The 17,336-nt window shown below is 61.3% G+C and carries 18 protein-coding genes, 1 tRNA gene and 1 pseudogene; 7 read left to right on the top strand and 13 right to left on the bottom strand.

From position 1 onward, the window contains the following. Positions 1 to 54 precede the first annotated feature (54 nt). Entirely contained in the window at positions 55 to 780 is a 726-nt protein-coding gene (locus tag Q0562_RS09480; protein ID WP_298643761.1) for a tetratricopeptide repeat protein, read from the top strand. A 35-nt stretch (positions 781 to 815) separates the two neighbouring features. Here Q0562_RS09480 and Q0562_RS09475 read toward each other — a convergent pair whose 3' ends face one another. From Q0562_RS09475 to Q0562_RS09445, 7 genes are all read right to left on the bottom strand, one after another. Next, a complete protein-coding gene (locus tag Q0562_RS09475; RefSeq protein WP_298643759.1) occupies positions 816 to 1,229 on the bottom strand; it encodes a hypothetical protein in 414 nt (137 codons plus the stop codon). 33 nt (positions 1,230 to 1,262) lie between these two features. Further along, the gene (locus Q0562_RS09470; protein WP_298643758.1) at positions 1,263 to 1,436 is read right to left on the bottom strand and encodes a type II toxin-antitoxin system HicA family toxin; all 174 of its coding nucleotides are present in this window, start codon (positions 1,434 to 1,436) and stop codon (positions 1,263 to 1,265) included. Positions 1,437 to 1,444: 8 nt separating this feature from the next. After that, positions 1,445 to 1,912, bottom strand: a complete 468-nt coding sequence (locus Q0562_RS09465; RefSeq protein ID WP_298643756.1) for a nitrous oxide reductase accessory protein NosL — start codon at positions 1,910 to 1,912, stop codon at positions 1,445 to 1,447. After that, positions 1,909 to 2,700, bottom strand: coding sequence for a Cof-type HAD-IIB family hydrolase (locus Q0562_RS09460; protein ID WP_298643754.1), 792 nt, complete (start codon positions 2,698 to 2,700; stop codon positions 1,909 to 1,911). Before Q0562_RS09460 ends, Q0562_RS09465 begins: the two co-directional genes overlap by 4 nt. Continuing rightward, complete coding sequence (locus Q0562_RS09455; protein ID WP_298643752.1) at positions 2,697 to 3,512, bottom strand: Cof-type HAD-IIB family hydrolase; 816 nt, start codon at positions 3,510 to 3,512, stop codon at positions 2,697 to 2,699. Before Q0562_RS09455 ends, Q0562_RS09460 begins: the two co-directional genes overlap by 4 nt. Before the next feature lie 117 nt (positions 3,513 to 3,629). Then, complete coding sequence (locus tag Q0562_RS09450; RefSeq protein WP_298643750.1) at positions 3,630 to 4,409, bottom strand: transferrin-binding protein-like solute binding protein; 780 nt, start codon at positions 4,407 to 4,409, stop codon at positions 3,630 to 3,632. Between the two features lie 308 nt (positions 4,410 to 4,717). Continuing rightward, entirely contained in the window at positions 4,718 to 5,953 is a 1,236-nt protein-coding gene (locus tag Q0562_RS09445; protein WP_298643748.1) for a PIN domain-containing protein, read from the bottom strand. Positions 5,954 to 6,142: 189 nt separating this feature from the next. Between Q0562_RS09445 and Q0562_RS09440 the strand changes: the two genes are divergently transcribed. Together Q0562_RS09440 and Q0562_RS09435 are read left to right on the top strand one after the other, a co-directional pair. Beyond that, on the top strand, positions 6,143 to 6,805 hold the full coding sequence (locus Q0562_RS09440; protein WP_298643746.1) for a heme exporter protein CcmB: 663 nt from the start codon (positions 6,143 to 6,145) through the stop codon (positions 6,803 to 6,805). A 33-nt stretch (positions 6,806 to 6,838) separates the two neighbouring features. Beyond that, the gene (locus Q0562_RS09435) at positions 6,839 to 7,408 is read left to right on the top strand and encodes a DUF2726 domain-containing protein (RefSeq protein ID WP_298643744.1); all 570 of its coding nucleotides are present in this window, start codon (positions 6,839 to 6,841) and stop codon (positions 7,406 to 7,408) included. 47 nt (positions 7,409 to 7,455) lie between these two features. Here the strand turns inward: Q0562_RS09435 and Q0562_RS09430 are convergent, their stop codons facing one another. Both Q0562_RS09430 and Q0562_RS09425 read right to left on the bottom strand, forming a co-directional pair. Then, positions 7,456 to 8,370, bottom strand: coding sequence for a GTP-binding protein (locus Q0562_RS09430; protein ID WP_298643742.1), 915 nt, complete (start codon positions 8,368 to 8,370; stop codon positions 7,456 to 7,458). Positions 8,371 to 8,440: 70 nt separating this feature from the next. Beyond that, positions 8,441 to 9,496 (bottom strand): NAD(P)-dependent alcohol dehydrogenase, encoded by a 1,056-nt coding sequence (locus Q0562_RS09425; RefSeq protein ID WP_298643740.1) that lies wholly within the window; start codon positions 9,494 to 9,496, stop codon positions 8,441 to 8,443. A gap of 580 nt (positions 9,497 to 10,076) precedes the next feature. Here Q0562_RS09425 and Q0562_RS09420 point away from each other — a divergent pair. The 3 genes from Q0562_RS09420 to Q0562_RS09410 all read left to right on the top strand — a co-directional run bounded on the left by Q0562_RS09420 (position 10,077) and on the right by Q0562_RS09410 (position 12,179). Next, positions 10,077 to 11,306, top strand: coding sequence for a uracil-xanthine permease family protein (locus Q0562_RS09420; RefSeq protein WP_298643738.1), 1,230 nt, complete (start codon positions 10,077 to 10,079; stop codon positions 11,304 to 11,306). 8 nt (positions 11,307 to 11,314) lie between these two features. Beyond that, a complete protein-coding gene (locus tag Q0562_RS09415) occupies positions 11,315 to 12,046 on the top strand; it encodes a nitroreductase family protein (protein WP_298643736.1) in 732 nt (243 codons plus the stop codon). Positions 12,047 to 12,092: 46 nt separating this feature from the next. Continuing rightward, positions 12,093 to 12,179: transfer RNA gene (locus Q0562_RS09410), tRNA-Leu, on the top strand. A gap of 340 nt (positions 12,180 to 12,519) precedes the next feature. Here Q0562_RS09410 and Q0562_RS13800 read toward each other — a convergent pair. From Q0562_RS13800 to Q0562_RS09385, 4 genes and pseudogenes are all read right to left on the bottom strand, one after another. Then, positions 12,520 to 13,271: pseudogene (locus Q0562_RS13800) on the bottom strand (DUF4336 domain-containing protein). 6 nt (positions 13,272 to 13,277) lie between these two features. Further along, the gene (locus tag Q0562_RS09395) at positions 13,278 to 14,054 is read right to left on the bottom strand and encodes a hypothetical protein (protein WP_298643732.1); all 777 of its coding nucleotides are present in this window, start codon (positions 14,052 to 14,054) and stop codon (positions 13,278 to 13,280) included. Positions 14,055 to 14,062: 8 nt separating this feature from the next. Then, the gene (locus Q0562_RS09390; protein WP_298643730.1) at positions 14,063 to 14,263 is read right to left on the bottom strand and encodes a hypothetical protein; all 201 of its coding nucleotides are present in this window, start codon (positions 14,261 to 14,263) and stop codon (positions 14,063 to 14,065) included. A gap of 59 nt (positions 14,264 to 14,322) precedes the next feature. Continuing rightward, positions 14,323 to 15,849: an inorganic phosphate transporter gene (locus tag Q0562_RS09385; RefSeq protein WP_298643729.1), complete on the bottom strand. Its 1,527-nt coding sequence runs from the start codon at positions 15,847 to 15,849 to the stop codon at positions 14,323 to 14,325. Positions 15,850 to 16,013: 164 nt separating this feature from the next. On the opposite strand from Q0562_RS09385, the gene Q0562_RS09380 reads away from it, so the two are divergent. After that, the coding region (locus Q0562_RS09380) for an MFS transporter (RefSeq protein ID WP_298643727.1) at positions 16,014 to 17,336 on the top strand (1,323 nt) is incomplete at its 3' end.

Genomic DNA, 17,336 nt, shown 5'->3' with positions numbered 1-17,336 from the left:
GCGGGATGGCTTGTCGATGCGCCGCCGGTCAGGTCCCGATGCGCAGCGGCTGCTATGATGCGCGCTTTTGCGTACGGAGGTTCTATGCGTTTTTTCTTGTCTGTCTGGCTGTTCGTGGCGGGGGTGGTATGCGCCGCGCCGTCTGCGCCGGCATTCCCGCCGGATGCGGTACGTCTGCACGCGCAGGCGGCGGAGGCCCTGTTTGCAGGCAGGCCGGGCGAGGCCGTGCCGCTGCTGGACGAGGCGGTTCGCCTTTTCGAGCAGCGCTTTGCCGGCGAAAAACGGCAGGTGTTTGCCGCGAAAGGCAATCCGGAAGCGCTGCTGTATGTGCTGGAAGCGGCGAATGCGCAGAAGGAAGCGGTGGTTGTGGACGGCCGCTGGGCCGAGCTTTTTTATCTGCGCGCCTATGCCCATAACGAACTGGGCGATCTGGCAGCGGGCAAGCGGGATCTGGACGCGCTGCTGCGCCTTTCGCCCGCCAATGCCCTGGCGCTCAATGAGCGCGGCTTTTATTTCAACCGCAAGAAGGACTGGCAGGCGGCCGCCGCCGATTTCGGGAAGGCGGCGGATGTGTGCAAGCTGATGGAAGACCCGCAGGAGCGGCAATCTGTCTGCGCCGCCGCAGCGCGCGGGCTGGCGTTTACCCTGACGGAGCGCGGCCGCTGGCAGGATGCGGAGGCGATTTACCAGCGCCTGTTGCAGGAAAACCCGCAGGACGGGCGGGCGCGGCATGAGCTGGAATATATCCGTCAGCAGCGGGCGAAGCATCCCGCCTTATAAAAGGAAACCCCCGCGTGAGCGGGGTTTTTGCCGGTTCAGGCCGTTATCGCCAGTTCGACATGGATATTGAGTGCTGCCAGTGCCTGTTCCAGTGCCGCCGGTTGGGTGTTGTGCCGCACTCGCAGGAGGCGGCGGACTTCCTGCGGTGTGGTATCGAGCAGGCGGGCGAGTTGGGCCTGGCTGATGTGCTGTTTGAGCATTTCGTTGTGCAGCAGCACTTTCATGCGCACGAGCAGCGGCAGGCGAACATAGTAATCACCTCGTGCGACAGCATCCGGCACGGCTTCATCCATGTCGAAAAAGTCTTCGATATTGCAGAGCAGCATGTCTTCCGCCATGTCCAGTGCTTCTGCGAGGCTTTCGCCCTGGGTGACGCCCGTCAGGGCGCTGTCAAGGAAGGTGGCGATGTAATGCGGACCTTCTTGTTCGATATGAACGGCGTATTGCATGGGTTTCTCCATTTTTACCGGTGGGTAAGCGGTTTATAAGCCAAGCTGTTTTTTGATTTCCCGCATGGTGCCGCCGGCCAGTTCCTGATTGGGGTGATTGGGCATATGGCTGCGTTTGCCGTTGTAGTACAGCTTCAAATGTTTGCCGCCCGGCTCAATGCGGACACCTTGTGCACGCAACCAGCGCACAAATTCGCTCTGTTTCATGGACGCATTCACAGCCCCAAATCCGCGTCGCTGATGTCTTTTGCGCGCAGCACTTTGCCCTGGTGGACGTTGGCGAAGGCTTGTGCCGCTTCTTCGCTGGGGAAGGGGAAGTAGTCTTCTTTGCCGATGAGTTCGGCGGATTGCGGGGTCTGCACGAACCAGGCGTCTTCCACCGGCAGCCAGTGGGCGGGCGGCTCGAAGGTGCTGATGTAGGCGGTGAGCGGTTCGTTGGCGGTTTCCGGCAGGCGCAGGTAGGTGAGCAGGGTGCGGGCGCTGTCGAACCACACGGTACCGCCGCTGGTGTTGAGGCGCACCTGGCCTTTGCTGCCGCGCGTGTCGTGCAGCCCCATCTGGTTGAAGTAGTCGCGTGCGTCGGCGGGGATGGTCGCCTCCGCTTCGAGTTTGACGGCGGGTTTGTCGTCGCCGCAGGCGGTGAGCAGGCAGGCGGCAAGGGTGAGGGCGAGTAGCTGTTTCATGGGATGATTTCCAGGGTTTTCAGGGCGTTGTAGATGCCGTCTGCTTCGACGGTGCCGGTTTGCATCCGGGCGAGGGTGCGCAGTTCGGGCACAGCGTCGCCCATTGCCACGCCGAAGCCGACGGTTTTGAACATTTCCACGTCGTTCAGGCCGTCGCCGAAGGCCATGGTTTCTGCAAGCGGCACGCCGAGCGCCGCGCAGACGCTGCGGATGCCGCGCGCCTTGCTGCCGTCGGCGTGCAGGAGGTCAACGGAAAACGGATGCCAGCGCATGGCGTGGTAGTCGCGCCCCAGTTCGCCGCTGCCGTTCAGCGCGGCTTCTTCGCCGGGGTCGATGTAGAGCAGGAACTGGTACACGGGGCGGTGCCGGTAGTAGTCGGGATCAACGGTGTAGGGTCCGATGCCTGCCAAGGCTTCAGCGACACGCGGGTTGCTGCTCGATGACGCCATTTGTTCCGCGCCGACGAAGGTGTAATCCCAGCCGTGGCGGCGGAAGAGGGCGATGAAGCGCTCGATTTCGGCGAGACTCATTGGGTTGCAGGCGACGGGTTCGCCGCGAAATTCGTTGTACTGGCCGTTGATGGTGACGAAAAGCTCGATGCCTTCGGCCTTTGCCAGCGTGCGCACTTTGTCCGGCAGGGCGGCAAGCGAGCGGCCGGTGGCGATGGCGGGGATGATGCCGCGCGCTTTCAGGGCGCGGATGGCGCGGGCGGCGGAGTCGGGCAGGTAGCCGGTCGCCTTGTGGTAGAGGGTTTCGTCGATGTCGAAGAAGACGATTTTGGGCGTCATGCGCTACCCCACGGTTTGCGGTCGATTACGCCGAGGTGTACCAGCGCGTTATAAACGCCGTGTTCCTCAACTGTGGTGGTCACGTATTTGGCCAGTGCCTTCAATTCTTTGCGCCCGTCGCCCATCGCCACGCCGAAGCCGACGGTTTTGAACATGTCGAGGTCGTTGAGTTCGTCGCCGAAGGCCATCACCTGCGCCAGCGGTATATCAAGCACCGCGCAGGCTTCGCGGATGCCGCGCGCCTTGCTGCCATCCGCATGCAGCAAATCGACGCCGAGCGGGTGCCAGCGGATCATCTGGTAGCCGCGCTGCAACACGCCGCTCGCGGCAAATGCCGCTTCCTCTTCGGCGGTGATGAAGACGTTCATCTGATAAACGGGGTGGCGCTGCCAGTAGTCGGGATCGGTTTCATACGGCACCGTGCCGTAGAGCGAATCGTGCACGCGCTGGCGATCGGAGGAGAGCGCCATTTTCTCTTCCGAGGTGCAGCCGTAATCCCAGTCGTGAGCGCGGCAGACGCGAATGACCTCGGCGATATCGGTGGGGTCAATAGGATGCGAGGTAATGGTCTTGCCACGGAAACGGTTGAACTGGCCGTTAATCGACACCAGCACGTCAAGGCCAACCGTCTCCATCACCGCCTGCACCTTGGCGGGAATGGCACAGGGGCTGCGTCCTGTCGCAATCGCCACCATCACCCCTGCTTCATGCAAGGCCTGCCAGGCGGGCAGGACGGAATCGGGCAGGAAATTTTTCCACTTGCGGAACAGGGTATCGTCGATGTCGAAAAAGACTATCTGCGGCTTGAACATATCGATCTCCTCAAAAAAGCCGCGTCATCATAGCAAAACGCGGGGGTAGGGTAGGGCGGCCGCCGCCAATAAAAAAGGGCTGCAATGCAGCCCTTTTTGTCGTTGTGCGATGAGCGGTTAATTGCTGCGGATGGCGCCGAAGCTGCCCACCAGCGATTGACCGCTGTCGTAGAAGATACCGCCCACTTCGCGGGCATTGTCGCCGTAGAAGTGCCCGGTGCTTCTGACGGTGGCGTTATCCGCCGTACTGAATGCGTTGCCGTTGATGGTGGCGTTGATATTGACCGGCTGGAAGTCCACATCGCTGTATACAGTCGGCGTGATTCTGCCGGTGAGCGTTTTTTGCCCGAAATCCGCCGTGAAGTTGGAAACGGCGGTGTTGCCAACGGCTGCGCGCCCAAGGGCGGCTCTGCCGGAATAGCTAACGACGCCACTGGTCGGCATATTGCCGGTGTAAGCACCCTGGCTGAAGGCGTAGTGATTGTTGCCATCGTTGAGATAGCCGAATTTACTGTTGGCGTACTTATAGCCACTGAAGATGAAGATCCGATAGCTTTGCCCGTCCATCCAGGTATTTCTCACGGAAATCATCTCGCCGAGGCGGATGTTGGGGTAGTACAGGGTAATCTGTTTGCCATTGACGTTCAGGACGGCAAGATCGTCGCTGCCAATCGCGCTGGCATCGGCGAGGCTGGCAGGCATTTGCCCGACCGGCACCACGAAAGCATTGCCTTTATAGGTGCTGCTGACATTGTTGTTGCCCGGCTGCTGCGGGTTGGTGGGCGTGTTGTTGCCCGGTTTTTGCGGATCAGCCGGGGTGTTGTTGTCGCTGCCGCCGCCGCAAGCTGCCAGCAAGAGGGCGGTGGCGATACTCAGTCCGAGGGATTGCAATTTCATTCGTTAATTCCTTGATATTGATGGGTGGCGCGACAGAAGCCGCAGCGGCATTATGCCGCGAAACCGGGTCACTCCAAAGCCGGCGGATACAGTGTTGGTGACCGGATTGGTTTTTCATTGGCAGCGACGATGACGCGACCACAAACCGGCGGCAAATCTACACCTTCACCATCATCCTCTTCCCGCTCGCAACCGGCGCGGACAACACGACACCCTGCTGCGCACCGCCCCCGCCGCGCTGTGGATCGCGCTGCTGCTGCCTGATAGCAAAACGCAGGGGTGGGGTAGGGGAGGATGGTGTGGCCGGTTTACAGCCAGGTGAGGGCGCCGTTGTCGTTGATACGCAGTTTTTTCTGCGCCACGAGGTGGTGGATGAGGGCGTCAGTCTGAGCCGTGTCGGTTTTCAGCATTTGCTGAATGGTAGAAATAAGACTGCTGCGCTTGGCGGGTTTGTTCTGTTTGAATTTGCTGAGGAAATAGGACGCCTGTTGTTGCAGCTGGCCGTTGTCGGCAGGGTAAGGCGGGTACTGGATTTTGTGGTTATCCGTGCGGCGCAGGATGTTGTGCTGTTCGCAGTAGCGGATACAGGCTTCGATGTCGCTGTCGCTGTGACCGAGGTAGAGGCTGCCCGCATATAGGCGGATGGTGTTTTTCAGGGCATCCACGGTTTTGGTTTTCGCCGCCTGAATGCGGGCGATGAGGCGTTGTTGCAGTTCGCGCTCGCTCAGGTGGTAGGTCAGCAGGCCATCTGTGCCAACGCTGATGAGGGTTTTGCGGATGAGTTTGTCCACTGCCTGACTGATGAGAGTGCGGGCCGTCTCTGTGTCGTAAGCGGAGAGGGTGTCGCGCAGGTGGTTGGCCAAGCGGGTTTCGAGGTTTTTGCGCTGGCGCGGGCGGTAGTCGGCGTGCATCAGGTGCGCTTGCGCTTTTTTGCAGACGTCGAGGATGATGCGGGCGGCGTCGTCTTGCGGAGCGGCGGCAGGCGGCTGTTCTGCTGCGGTTATGACTTCGGCGCTATGCAGGGCTACACTCGCCGCAGGTGGTGCTTCTTCGGCGCTGGGCGGGGTTGCACTCGCCGCAGGTGATGCTTTTTCGGCGGTGGGCGGGGTTACACTTGCCACAGGTGGCGCTTTTTCGGCGGTCAGCTGCGCGGTGGGCGCGGTGCCGGGCAGTTCGGCGGCGTCTTCAAGTGCGGCGAGGCGGATGATGCCCCGGCAGAGGTGTTCGTTTTCGAGGTGTTCGACCAGCACGTCGAAGCCGGTGTCACGCGAGAGGATGCAGATGAGGGCGTCGTTATCCTCGGTGGTGATTTGTCCGAGGTAGTAGGCGAGGTAAAAGTCGAGCGCGTTTTTGCCGGTTTTGGCGATGCGGATGAAGTGGACGTGCCGCCCGAAGCGGCACAGGGCTTCGCAGAGTTCGATGGGCAGGGTCTTTTGCTGGTTTTTGCCGAGGAAGAGCCAGATGTGGCTGTCGTCAGGGTTGAGCGCGCGCAGCTGGGCTGCGTCGGGCTGGGTGTTTTCAAAATCGATGAGGATGTGCTTCATTGCGGGCCTTATTTGCGGGAAGTCCGGACGGGCGAATTATTGTAACGGCACAAGCGGGGCGACGCCGCTTGCGCTATCGGGAAGAAAACATCATACCGTCCGCTTGACGGTGCCATGCGGCGGCAAAAAGCATATGCACGCAGCGCGCGGCGGGTATATGCTTGCGCGCCCCGTCATCACCGCCCGCCCATGCTTGTCATCCTCATCCGCCGCGAACTGCACACCGGCCTGCGCAACCCGCAGACCATCCTGCAACCGCTTCTTTTCTACACCCTCACCATCATCCTCTTCCCGCTCGCGACCGGCGCGGACAACGACACTCTCATTCGCACCGCCCCCGCCGCGCTGTGGATCGCGCTGCTGCTCGCGGCGCTGCTCGCCGGTGAGCAACTCTTCGCCGCCGATTACGCCGACGGCACCCTCAGCCAGGATTGCCTCCACCTGCCCGACCTGTGGCTGCTGCTGCCCGCCAAGCTCGCCGCCGCCTGGCTGCGTTTCACCCTGCCGCTGCTTGCCATCCTGCCGCTGCTCGCGCTGATGCTGCACATCCCCGCCGCCCATCTGCCTGCCACAGCCGCGCTGCTGGCGCTCGGCAGCCTGCCGCTCCTGCTCATCGGTGCACTCGGCGCGGTGCTGACGCTGGCGCACACGCACGGCACCTTCCTGCGCTTCCTCATCGTCGTGCCGCTTTATATTCCCGTGCTCATCATCGGCGTTACCGCCGGGCACGATGACCTGCTCGGCCTCGCCATCGGCGGTCATTACGCCCTGCTCGGCGCCTTCGGCCTTTTTGCCTGCATCACCATCATCCCCTTTGCCACCCTCGCCCTCAAAGCGCAGCCTCTGCCGTAAGCAAGCGGCCTGACCGTCTCCGCCGGAAACCGTATGCACAAATATCTCCCCCTCATCCTGCTGGCGCTGTTCTATTTCCTCATCATCGGCCTGATCCGTATGTACCGGCGGGGCGGGCGGGGACGCGCCGCTGCGGGCAAAGCCAATCCCATCCTGCAACGCGCCCGCGAACATCTGAAAGCGATGCGCGGCGCATCCTTCCGGGCCAAACCGCTTGGCAACAATCTCGAAAAAACCGCCTACCAAACCGCGCTCGGCATCGTGCAAAAACGCGGGCAAGGCGAGCACGTCCTCCTGCAAGTCAGTCTCGGCGAAATCCTGCAAAGCAAAGACCGTCGCGCCTACTGGGCGGTGAACAGCAAACGGGTGGACCTGCTCGTTATCGATCGCGAGTTGCGCCCGCTCGTCGTCATCGAAATCGACGGCAGCGGCCACGGCCTCAGCCGCGAAATCGCCCGCATCAACGACAAAATCAAGGATACCGCCCTGCGGGCGGCGGATATTCCGCTCATCCGCATCCCCGCACCGGATGACGACCTCGGGCTTATCCGCGCCCTCGTGCACAAACGGCTGACCGCCTGTCTTGCGCGGCGGCGCGCCTGAGCTGAGCTCCCGCTGCATCGGGCGGTGCAGATGCCCGCGAGAAGAATTCAGTTCCCGGCCCGGAGACTTTGGCCGTGGAATGCGGCCGCCAGGGCGTCTTTGTGCAAATGCCGACCGATGACGATGACTTTGGCCTCGGGCATCGGCGCGCACTGCGTCACGCTGTACTGCCTGTCCACAACATCGAAGCGCGTCCAGCAGCCGCCGACGGAGGCATAGCCTTTCGCGCGATAAACCGTGCCGAAATAGCCGCGCAACAGGGCGACCAGCAATTCGAGCAGATCCTGCACGCTGGGGATTTCTATGCCGGTAAACCCCGCGTTTTCCAGATCGGGTTCATGCGGCATGGCGAGATAGGCGGGAGCGGCTTTTTCATGGTGCGGTTGTTGCAGAAGCCGTTGCCACCACGCATCCGGCTCGTGTTGGTAGGGCGTGGTCAGGATTTCCGCCTCCGGATTGAGCGCGCGCAGGGTATCGGCGATGCGCTTTATTTCCCTGTCCGGCAGGTGTTCCGTTTTCGTCAGCAACAGGCGCGACGCGAATGTTATCTGGTCGGTATAAATATCCTTGAATACGCGCAGATAGTGATCCACAGAATGCGCGTCCACGATGGTCAGGGGGGCCAGCAGTCGAATCCGTTCATAAGTGATTTTCCCGATATTGCGCATGACGGCACTGAGCAGTCCCACCCCGGTCGGCTCGACAACGAGACAGGCGGGATTGAGTGTATTGGCAATAGTCAGGATGGAAGAGGCAAAATCGGATTTGAGCGAGCAGCAGATGCAGCCCTCGGTCAATTCCCAGATATTCAGCCGGTCTTTTTGCAGGAGATTGCCATCAATACCCGTTTCCCCATATTCATTTTCCATAATTACCAATTCATGTCCTGTTTTTTGCGCCAGGGTGCCGATGAAGGTGGTTTTGCCTGCGCCGAGGAAACCGGAGACGACGAATATTTGCATGGCGGGTTTTAATAATGGCGGCTAATGACAACAAGCCCCGGGATATTGCGCCCGGGGCTGTGCGGGATGGTCAGATTACGACGACCGGCTTGATGAGGTCGGCGGGCTTTTCTTTCATCAGATAGAGAGCCTTTTCGACATTTTCAAATCCCTTGAAGGTATGGGTAATCAGGCGGGACAGATCGAGTCTGCTGACAGAAACAAGGCTGCTCAGTTTTTCCATGCGCAGCCGCCCGCCCGGCATCAGACCGCCGTTGATTTGCTTATGCCCCATGCCGACGCCCCATTCCACGCGGGGAATCTTGATGGAAACGCCGGAGCCGAGGTAATTGACGTTGCCGATTTTGCCGCCCGGTTTGAGCGCTTTCACGGCTTCGTCGAAGGTATCGACAGTGCCGCCGGCAATGACGATTTTATCGACACCGTGGCCGTGGGTGAGGTCAAGAATCTGGTCGTGGATGGTGCCGTCCTTGTAGCTGATGATGTCGGTCGCACCGTAGAATTTGGCCGCATCAACACAGGCGGGGCGGGTGCCGACGGCATAGATGCGCGCCGCACCGCGCAGGGCGCAACCGGCGACGGACATGAGCCCGACCGGGCCGATGCCGATGACCAGCACGGAATCGCCGAATTGCACATCGGCGAGTTCGACACCGTGGAAACCGGTCGGCACCATATCGGAGAGCATCGGTGCATGTTCGATTTTGACTTCTTCCGGAATGCGTGCCAGATTGCCGTCCGCGTCATTGACATGGAAATATTCACCGAATACGCCGTCCTTGAAATTCGAGAATTTCCATCCGGCAAGCATGCCGCCCGAGTGCATGGAATAGCCGCCTTGTGCTTCCAGGGAATTCCAGTCCGGCGTAATGGCGGGAACCAATACTTTGTCGCCGGGTTTGAAATCCTTGACCAGCGAGCCGACTTCGACGATTTCGCCGCAGCCTTCATGTCCCAATATCATGTTGTGGCGATCCCCCAATGCGCCTTCCCATACGGTATGGACATCGGATGTGCACGGTGCCAGGGCAAGCGGTTTACAAATCGCGTCCATTGGTCCACAGCGCGGCGTTTCTTTTTCAATCCAGCCGGTTTCACCCAGTTTGAGCATTGCAAAGCCTTTCATGTCAGTCTCCCATTACTAACGCCGAATATGCTCGGCAAAAATTTTTCCGTCGTACTGATGGCATATCAGTGCTTTTCCCGGAAATCCTCTAAAATACAATTTTAACTTTTTGGTAGTTTCCGGATATATGGTATATCCGGCATAATCAATATGCAAGCCGGATTCCGACCGGTTGCCAATAAGGAAAACGGGATTGGCGATACCTGAATTTATCGGGTTATCAATCCGTTGCAAACGGATGGCTTTTTATTGCCGCTTGACGGGGTATAATGACTTATTCGGGCAGCACGAATCTTTTGACCGCTTTTTAATAAGCAACATCTATATTAAACCGGGGCGATTACAAGCGGGCAGTGGCCATCACGCACTTGGCGCTTTTCTATCATTTCTCTATCGGCAACCGGCATCTCTGCGGCAGGCGTGCAGATTGACCACGAACGGCCATTACCGTCGGCACGCGCATATTGACGGCCACTGTCAGCGGACGGGCAGGGCAGGCCGCAGTGGGGTAGGGGAGGGCGACCGGTTCGATGCCGGCAGCGCGGGCGTATAATGCCGCCGCTTTTCTTAAGGGGGCTTTATGCAACATATCAAAGAACTGCTGGTCGGCGTGCAAATGCTGTTCGTCGCCTTCGGCGCGCTGGTGCTGGTGCCGCTGCTCACCGGCATCAGTCCGGCGGTGGCGCTGTTGTCCGCCGGGATTGGCACGCTGTGTTTTCAGTTTTTTACAGGTCGGCAGGTGCCGATTTTTTTGGGCTCTTCGTTTGCCTTTATCGCGCCGCTGTCGCTCGCCATCGGGCAGTGGGGACTGGCGGCGACGCAGGGCGCGGTGATGGCGGTTGCCCTGGTCTATGTGCTGCTGGCGCTGCTGGTGCGCTTTTTGGGGACGGACTTTATTGACCGCCTGTTTCCGCCGATTGTGGTCGCGCCGGTGATTATGGTCATCGGCCTGTCGCTCGCGCCCGCTGCCGCCAATATGGCGATGGGGCTGTCCGGCGACGGCGGCACGGTGCTGTTTGCCAAAGGGGCGTCGCTCGCGGTTGCGGCGGTGTCGCTCTTGGTGACGATTGTGGTGACGCTTTATGCGCGCGGGTTGGCGAAATTGCTGGCGGTGCTTGCCGGGATTGTGGCCGGGTACATCTGCGCCGCCGCGCTGGGGCTGACGAATTTCACCGCCGTGCAGGATGCCGCCTGGCTGCAACTGCCGCCTGTCACGCCGCCTGCTTTCAATATCAACGCGATTTTGTTCCTGCTGCCGGTCGCGCTCGCGCCCGCCATTGAGCATATCGGCGATATTGCCGTCATCAGTCAGGTGTGCGACAAGCCGTTTTTGCAAAAGCCCGGCCTGCACAGGACGCTGGCGGGCGACGGCATCGCGGTCGCCATCGCCGGGCTGCTCGGCGGACCGCCGGTGACGACGTATTCGGAAGTGACGGGTGCGGTGTCCATCACCGGCGCGAAGTCGCCGCGCATCATGATGTATGCGGCGCTCACCGCCATCGTCCTCGCCTTTTCCGGCAAGCTGGAAGCGCTGCTGCGCCATATGCCGACGCCGATTATGGGCGGCATCATGCTGCTGCTCTTCGGCTCGATTGCGGCGATGGGTGCGCGCTCGCTGCTCGCGCCGGACGCCAACGTCCGCAGTGAGCGCAGCGTCATCATCATTGCGGTCACGCTGGTCGCCGGGTTGGGGCATTTGTCCGTGGATCTCGGCCCGGTGCATCTGGAAGGCATCGGCCTTGCGGCCATCATCGCCATTGTTCTGAATCTCGTCCTGCCGCAACCGGCAGATGACGGCAACACCAATTAGGAGTCTTTATGTTGCTGGATTTACTCCATCACCGCCGCGCGGTGCGCCATTTCGACGTGGACAAGCCGCCGGACAGCGCCGTCGTCCGCCACTGCCTCGAACAGGCGCAACTCGCACCCAGCAGTTCCAATCTGCAACTCTATGAATTTCACCACATCACCGGCAAGGCGACGCTGCAAGCGCTTGCCACCGCCTGCCTCAGCCAGCAGGCAGCAACGACGGCGACGCAGATGGTGGTTTTCGTCTGCCGTCAGGATTTGTACCGTCAGCGTACCCAGGCGATGCTGGCACTGGATGCGGAAAACCTGCGCCGCCACAGCCCGCCGGACAAACTGGAGAAACGGCTGAAAGCCAGCGCCGGTTACTACGGCAAATTCCTGCCGTTCCTCTACGCGCGCGGCTTCGGCCTGCTGGGGCTGCTGCGCAAAATGCTGTTCGGCACGGTGGCGCTCTTCCGCCCGATGTACCGCGATTGCAGCGGGGCAGATATGCGTGTGGTCGTCCACAAAAGCTGCGGTCTCGCCGCGCAGACCTTCATGCTGGCGATGAGCGAAGCGGGCTACGACACCTGCCCGCTGGAAGGGCTGGACAGCGGCCGCGTCAAGAAAATCCTCGGCCTGCCGCGCGGTGCGGAAATCAACATGATCGTCGCCTGCGGTATCCGCAAAGAAGGACACGGCATTTGGGGCGACCGCCGGCGCCTGCCGTTCGCCGAAGTGTACCGCGAACGCACCGACTGACGCCGCTTGACATCCCGCAGGCAGCCGCTATGATGCCGCCCGCGTTGCCCGGATGGCGAAATTGGTAGACGCAAGGGACTTAAAATCCCTCGGTAGCGATACCGTGCCGGTTCGACCCCGGCTCCGGGCACCAATAACGTTATATTGCAAGCTGTTTTCTAACAAGTTTTTAGAAGCGCAAATGATGATGGGACAAATTGGGCGGTAAGCCTCAAATCCCACCAGCATTTGCGCTTTTTTCATCTTTCATCGCCTCCCCGAGAAGTGGGAAGGCTACCCGCTACGGTCACATTCATAGTCGTTTCAAATAGAAATGATACGGCGTTGGCACGCCTGACCGGGCGCCCATAGAGATTGCTGCGCTATTTTTATGGGAAACCCGCGCCGCACTATCTGTACGGTCTTCGGCCCGCCGCCTCGTCTCATTCCTGTTTGAAACGACTATCAAACAGGCCGGTAATCACCTGTTGTCCTCAATCCAGCCAGCGGAAGGCGCGACGCAGTTCGGCGGTACCGTTTTCCGCGTAGCAGCGGCCGTGGGCGAGGATGATGCGCTGCGGCTGCCAGGCGAGGATGCGCGCCAGTGCGGCACGGGCGGCGGTTTTGTCTTTGAAGGTAGCGCGCCAGTCGGGCGGGGTTTTGCCGTCCGGGTCGGCGATACCGCTCAGTTTCATCACGCCCGCCCAAAAGCGGCCGGGGAATTTGCCGGTCTCGAAGTTTTCGATGAGGTCGGTGAGGATGAGTGTGCGGCTGGCATGGTGGTAGAAGACGGTTTCGGTCATCACGCGGCTGCCGGGGAAGGGCAGTTACGCGATGTCGTCCGTCCAGTCCGGCGGGGCGTTTTCGCCGAGGTTGGCGGCAAAGGTGACGGTGATGTGCTGCGACGCCGCCCGCTCGCGCACGCCGGCGCTGGCCCAGGCTTTTGCCTGCGGGTAGTGCTGCTGCCAGGCGGGGATGTGCGCGTAGTGGATGCGGTTCGGCGAGATGAGGTGGCGTACCGGGCCGAGGGCGTCGATTTCTGCCAGCAGTGCCGGGTCGGGGCGATGGGCGAGTGACACCACAGGCCGCCGTCGGCGAGGCGCACGATGGTCATGCGCGTGCTGAACGGGATGGTGATTCCGAGCGGGAAGGCCATGCGGATGATGCCGCCGTCGGCAATCCAGATGTTGTCGCCCCGGGGTTTGAGGATGTTGAGCGGTTGGTAGAGGTAAAGCGGGGCGGTCATGGGGCGTCAGCTATTGATGTTGTCGCCGCGCGCTTGTGCGCTTTGTGCGGCTTGTTCGCGCCAGGCGCTGCCGTGCTCTCGGCTGTTGTGCTGTTCGAGCGTGAAAACGGCGCTTGCCAGGGTGTTCCAGTCGTGCTGTTCGAGGATGGCAAGGGGCGGCAGCAGCATGCTGCTGCCAAAATGGCGGATGATGTGTTCTTCATCGTATTCGAGCAGCAGGCGCAGGCGGCGGCGCAGGGTTGGCGGCGGGCAAACGCCGAAACGCGCGGTATAGGCGGCCTCTTCCCAGTCAGGCAGGGTGAGCGCGCTCAGCCAGTGATATTCCTGATACCACACCAGCCAGTCGGTGAGCAGCGCCAGGAATTGGGTTTCCAGTGCGTCAGCGGCGTCTTGCGGCCGGCTCAGAACGTTGGCGACGAGTGCGGGCAGATGCAGTAGGAGGTCGCGTTCGCGGTGGCGGATTTGCAGGGGTTCTTCGGGGAAGACTGTGCTGCGGCACCAGGCGAAATCGAGATGGGCGACCAGCGCCTCGCCGAGCAGTTGCGCAGTGAGGCGGACGGTATCGGCGGCGTCAGGGCAGAAAAGCGGTTGGAGCTGTTCGTAGTGCAGGTATTGTGCGGCGCCGAACCATTCCAGCGAGCGGCTGTGTTGCAGGGATCGCCCCTGCCACCGGCGCAGGCTGGGGGTGTTGTCCCAAGTGGTGAGGAAGGCGGTGAGCCGCGCCCGGCGCATGTCATCGTCCGCAGGCGCTGCGGGTAGCGGTGCGTTGTGGTAAGACGGCATGGGCGGCTTCAGCGGCCGAACAGTGCCGCGACCATGTCGGCTTCTTCTTCGGTGTAGGCTTTGCCGTTTAAGCGTACGGCGAGGGCGTATTCGCCGCTGAGTCCTTGCGCGCTGCTGATTTGCCGCCAGCCTTGCAGGCGTTCGCGATCGTTTGCGGTGTGTTTCAGTTTGCGGATGGTGTGGAGGGTTGTCCGGGTTTGGTCTGACATGGGTTTCTGCGGGAGGCAATGAAATGAAAACCCCGCCTGGGCGGGGCATTGTTCAAAGTTCAAAAGAAGCTGTTGAAGCAGAAGAAGGCGATGGCGGCGCAGATGCCGGCGGCGGGGACGGTAATCAGCCAGGCCAGCGCGATGGGTTTCATCAGGCGCCAGTTGGCGTTTCTGTTGACCAGGCCGATGCCGAGGATGGCACCGACGAGGATGTGGGTGCTGGAGACGGGCAGGCCGAGCGAGGAGGCGAGCATGACGACCATCGCGGCGGCGAGTTCGGCGGTAAAGCCCGCTGCCGGGCTCATTTCGGCCAGGTGGGTGCCGACGGTGGCGATGACTTCGCGGCCGATGAACCACAGTCCGGCGACGAGGGCGACGCCGAAGGCGATCATGGCAACGGTCGGCACCGGCACGGCGCCGTCGTTGATGCCCCGGTTTTTCAGGACGTCAATGATGGCGGCAAAGGGGCCGATGGCGTTGGCGATGTCGTTCGAGCCGTGGCTGAAGGCGAAGCCGGAAGCGGTCACGACCTGCATCCAGCTAAAGAGGATGTAGGTGGCGCGGCTGACTTCGCCGCTGCGGAAGCGGCGGGCGTAGCGGCGCACGGTGAACCACACCGCCGCGCAGATGATGCCGATGATGAGGCTGTATTGCCCGTCGCTCAGGCCGAGGTTGAGGTTTTTCAGCCCTTTCAGCAGCAGCATAGCGGAGACCATCAGCGCGCCAAAGGTGGCAATCAGCGGTATCCACAGGCGCAGGGCGCGGCGGGCGAGGACTTTCTCCGCTTCGGTGCCGGGGGCGTGCGCGCCGTCGTCGGGGTTGACCAGCATCATGCTCTGGAACTGGGTCAGGCGTTTTGTCAGGTGCTTGTGCACACGCGGGCGCAGGCTTTTCATGCGGCGCGAGTAGGTGACGTGGTCGGCGACCGAGCCGTGCATGAGGACGTGTTTCTTGATTTGCCCGTACACGAGCCACGACATGACGCCGCCGAGTACCGGCGAGATGACCCAGGAGGCGACGATGTGCCAGATTTTGTGCCAGTACACCAGCGAGAAGGTGTGGTCGCTATGCAGGGTGATGCCGAGGGCGATGGAAGCGCCGACGATGCCGCCGATGATGGAGTGGGTGGTGGAGACGGGCAGCCCCTTGCAGGAGGCGAACAGCAGCCACAGCGCGGCGGCAATCAGCGCGCTCATCATGATATAGATGAATTGCAGCGGCTGGATGTCCACGGCGGAGAGGTCAACGATGCCGGCGCTGATGGTGTCGGTGACTTCGCGCCCGGCAATCAGCGCGCCGCTAACCTCGAAGACGATGGCGACAATCAGTGCCTGGGTGATGGAGAGAGTGCCCGCACCGACGGAAGTACCGAAGGAATTGGCAACATCGTTGCCGCCGATATTGAAGGCCATGAACAGCCCGAAGGCGCAGGCGAGGAGGAAGAGGAAGGGATAGTTGAAGCCGGTGTAACCCAGCCCCCAATAGACAAAATAAGCTACCGTGGCGAGGGTCACGGCAACCAAAAACTGGCTCAGGCCGAAGCTGCCGCACTTGGCGGGATTCTCGGCGGTTGTCGGTTTTTGCATAAAGAAGTCCGGAAATGAGGAAAGCCCACATGACGCAATGATGACGTCCTCGTAAGCGGGCGCAATTTTAGAACATTTGCCCAGACGGCAAAAGGAAAATGCGCCGCCAGCCCTGCTCATGCCATGCTGCTACAATGCGGGCAAACACCACATTCACACTATTTATGACCACTCCCACCCCCTCCCGCTGGCTGCCGCTCCTGATGGCCATTTCCATCTTCATGCAGATGCTTGATGCCACCATCCTCAACACCGCCCTGCCGACGATTGCCGCCGCTCTCGGCGTGTCGCCGCTCAACATGCAGTCGGCGGTCATCTCCTACGCCCTTACCGTCGCCCTGCTCATTCCCGCCAGCGGCTATCTCGCTGACCGCTTCGGCACGAAAAAGACCTTCATCATCGCCCTTGTCGTCTTCATGCTTGGCTCGCTGCTCTGCGCCGTCTCCACCAGCCTGCCGATGCTCGTTGGCGCGCGCATCATCCAGGGCATGGGCGGTGCCATCATCATGCCCGTGCCGCGTCTCGCCATTCTCAAAGTCTATGAAAAAGAGCGGCTGATTACCGCCATCAACTACGCCGTCACCCCGGCGCTCATCGGCCCCATCATCGGCCCGCTTGTCGGCGGCTACCTCGTGCAATACGCCAGCTGGCACTGGATCTTCCTCATCAACATCCCCTTCGGCATCCTCGCCATCCTCTTTGCCATCCCCATCATGCCCGACGTGTACGGCAAAACCACCCGCTTCGACACCATTGGTTTCCTGCTGATTGCGGGCATGGCGACCGCCCTGACCCTGGCGCTGGAAATCGCGCCACACGGCGAACTGCTTGCCGCTGCCGCGCTCATCCTGCTGGCGCTGGCAGGCGGACTCACCTATCTGCGCCACAGCCGCCGCTGCGACTACCCGCTCTTCCCCGTCAGCCTCATCCTCGTCCGCACCTTCCGCATCGGCCTCGCGGGCAACCTCGTCAGCCGCCTCGGCATCGGCGCCATGCCCTTCCTGCTGCCGCTCTTCTACCAGCTCGCCCTCGGTTACGATGCCAGCAGTGCGGGCTGGATGATGGTGCCCACTGTCGTCGGCACCATCATCGCCAAACCCTTCACCAAAGCCGTTATCGCCCGCTACGGCTACCGCCGCATCACCATTACCAACACGCAACTGCTCGGCCTGATGATGATGGCGGTCGCCCTGCCGCCGCCCGGCACCCCGGCCTGGGTGTGGGTCGTGCTGCTCTTCATTACCGGCTTCGGCAATTCGCTGCAATTCACCGCCATGAACACCCTCGTTATCGCCGACCTGCGCCCCGACCAGAACAGCGCGGGCAACAGCCTGCTCGCCGTCAACCAGCAACTGGCGACCGGCTTCGGCATCGCCATCGGCGCGCTGCTGCTCAAAACCGCGAGCCTGCCCGCCGTCAGCCACGGCGACCTCTACACCGCCTTCCGCTACACCTTCGCCGCCGTCGGCCTTATCACCTTCGCCTCC

The organism is uncultured Cardiobacterium sp. (genome assembly GCF_938028825.1).
In the GTDB taxonomy this organism is placed as follows: domain Bacteria; phylum Pseudomonadota; class Gammaproteobacteria; order Cardiobacteriales; family Cardiobacteriaceae; genus Cardiobacterium.
Note: the sequence above shows the minus strand (reverse complement) of the source record. Positions and strands in the feature narration are given on the sequence as shown.

Coding starts and splice junctions, on each gene's coding strand:
- Q0562_RS09480 (WP_298643761.1), top strand. CDS start 55: ATGATGCGCGCTTTTGCGTACGGAGGTTCTATGCGTTTTTTCTTGTCT.
- Q0562_RS09475 (WP_298643759.1), bottom strand. CDS start 1,229: ATGCAATACGCCGTTCATATCGAACAAGAAGGTCCGCATTACATCGCC.
- Q0562_RS09470 (WP_298643758.1), bottom strand. CDS start 1,436: ATGAAACAGAGCGAATTTGTGCGCTGGTTGCGTGCACAAGGTGTCCGC.
- Q0562_RS09465 (WP_298643756.1), bottom strand. CDS start 1,912: ATGAAACAGCTACTCGCCCTCACCCTTGCCGCCTGCCTGCTCACCGCC.
- Q0562_RS09460 (WP_298643754.1), bottom strand. CDS start 2,700: ATGACGCCCAAAATCGTCTTCTTCGACATCGACGAAACCCTCTACCAC.
- Q0562_RS09455 (WP_298643752.1), bottom strand. CDS start 3,512: ATGTTCAAGCCGCAGATAGTCTTTTTCGACATCGACGATACCCTGTTC.
- Q0562_RS09450 (WP_298643750.1), bottom strand. CDS start 4,409: ATGAAATTGCAATCCCTCGGACTGAGTATCGCCACCGCCCTCTTGCTG.
- Q0562_RS09445 (WP_298643748.1), bottom strand. CDS start 5,953: ATGAAGCACATCCTCATCGATTTTGAAAACACCCAGCCCGACGCAGCC.
- Q0562_RS09440 (WP_298643746.1), top strand. CDS start 6,143: ATGCTTGTCATCCTCATCCGCCGCGAACTGCACACCGGCCTGCGCAAC.
- Q0562_RS09435 (WP_298643744.1), top strand. CDS start 6,839: ATGCACAAATATCTCCCCCTCATCCTGCTGGCGCTGTTCTATTTCCTC.
- Q0562_RS09430 (WP_298643742.1), bottom strand. CDS start 8,370: ATGCAAATATTCGTCGTCTCCGGTTTCCTCGGCGCAGGCAAAACCACC.
- Q0562_RS09425 (WP_298643740.1), bottom strand. CDS start 9,496: ATGAAAGGCTTTGCAATGCTCAAACTGGGTGAAACCGGCTGGATTGAA.
- Q0562_RS09420 (WP_298643738.1), top strand. CDS start 10,077: ATGCAACATATCAAAGAACTGCTGGTCGGCGTGCAAATGCTGTTCGTC.
- Q0562_RS09415 (WP_298643736.1), top strand. CDS start 11,315: ATGTTGCTGGATTTACTCCATCACCGCCGCGCGGTGCGCCATTTCGAC.
- Q0562_RS09395 (WP_298643732.1), bottom strand. CDS start 14,054: ATGCCGTCTTACCACAACGCACCGCTACCCGCAGCGCCTGCGGACGAT.
- Q0562_RS09390 (WP_298643730.1), bottom strand. CDS start 14,263: ATGTCAGACCAAACCCGGACAACCCTCCACACCATCCGCAAACTGAAA.
- Q0562_RS09385 (WP_298643729.1), bottom strand. CDS start 15,849: ATGCAAAAACCGACAACCGCCGAGAATCCCGCCAAGTGCGGCAGCTTC.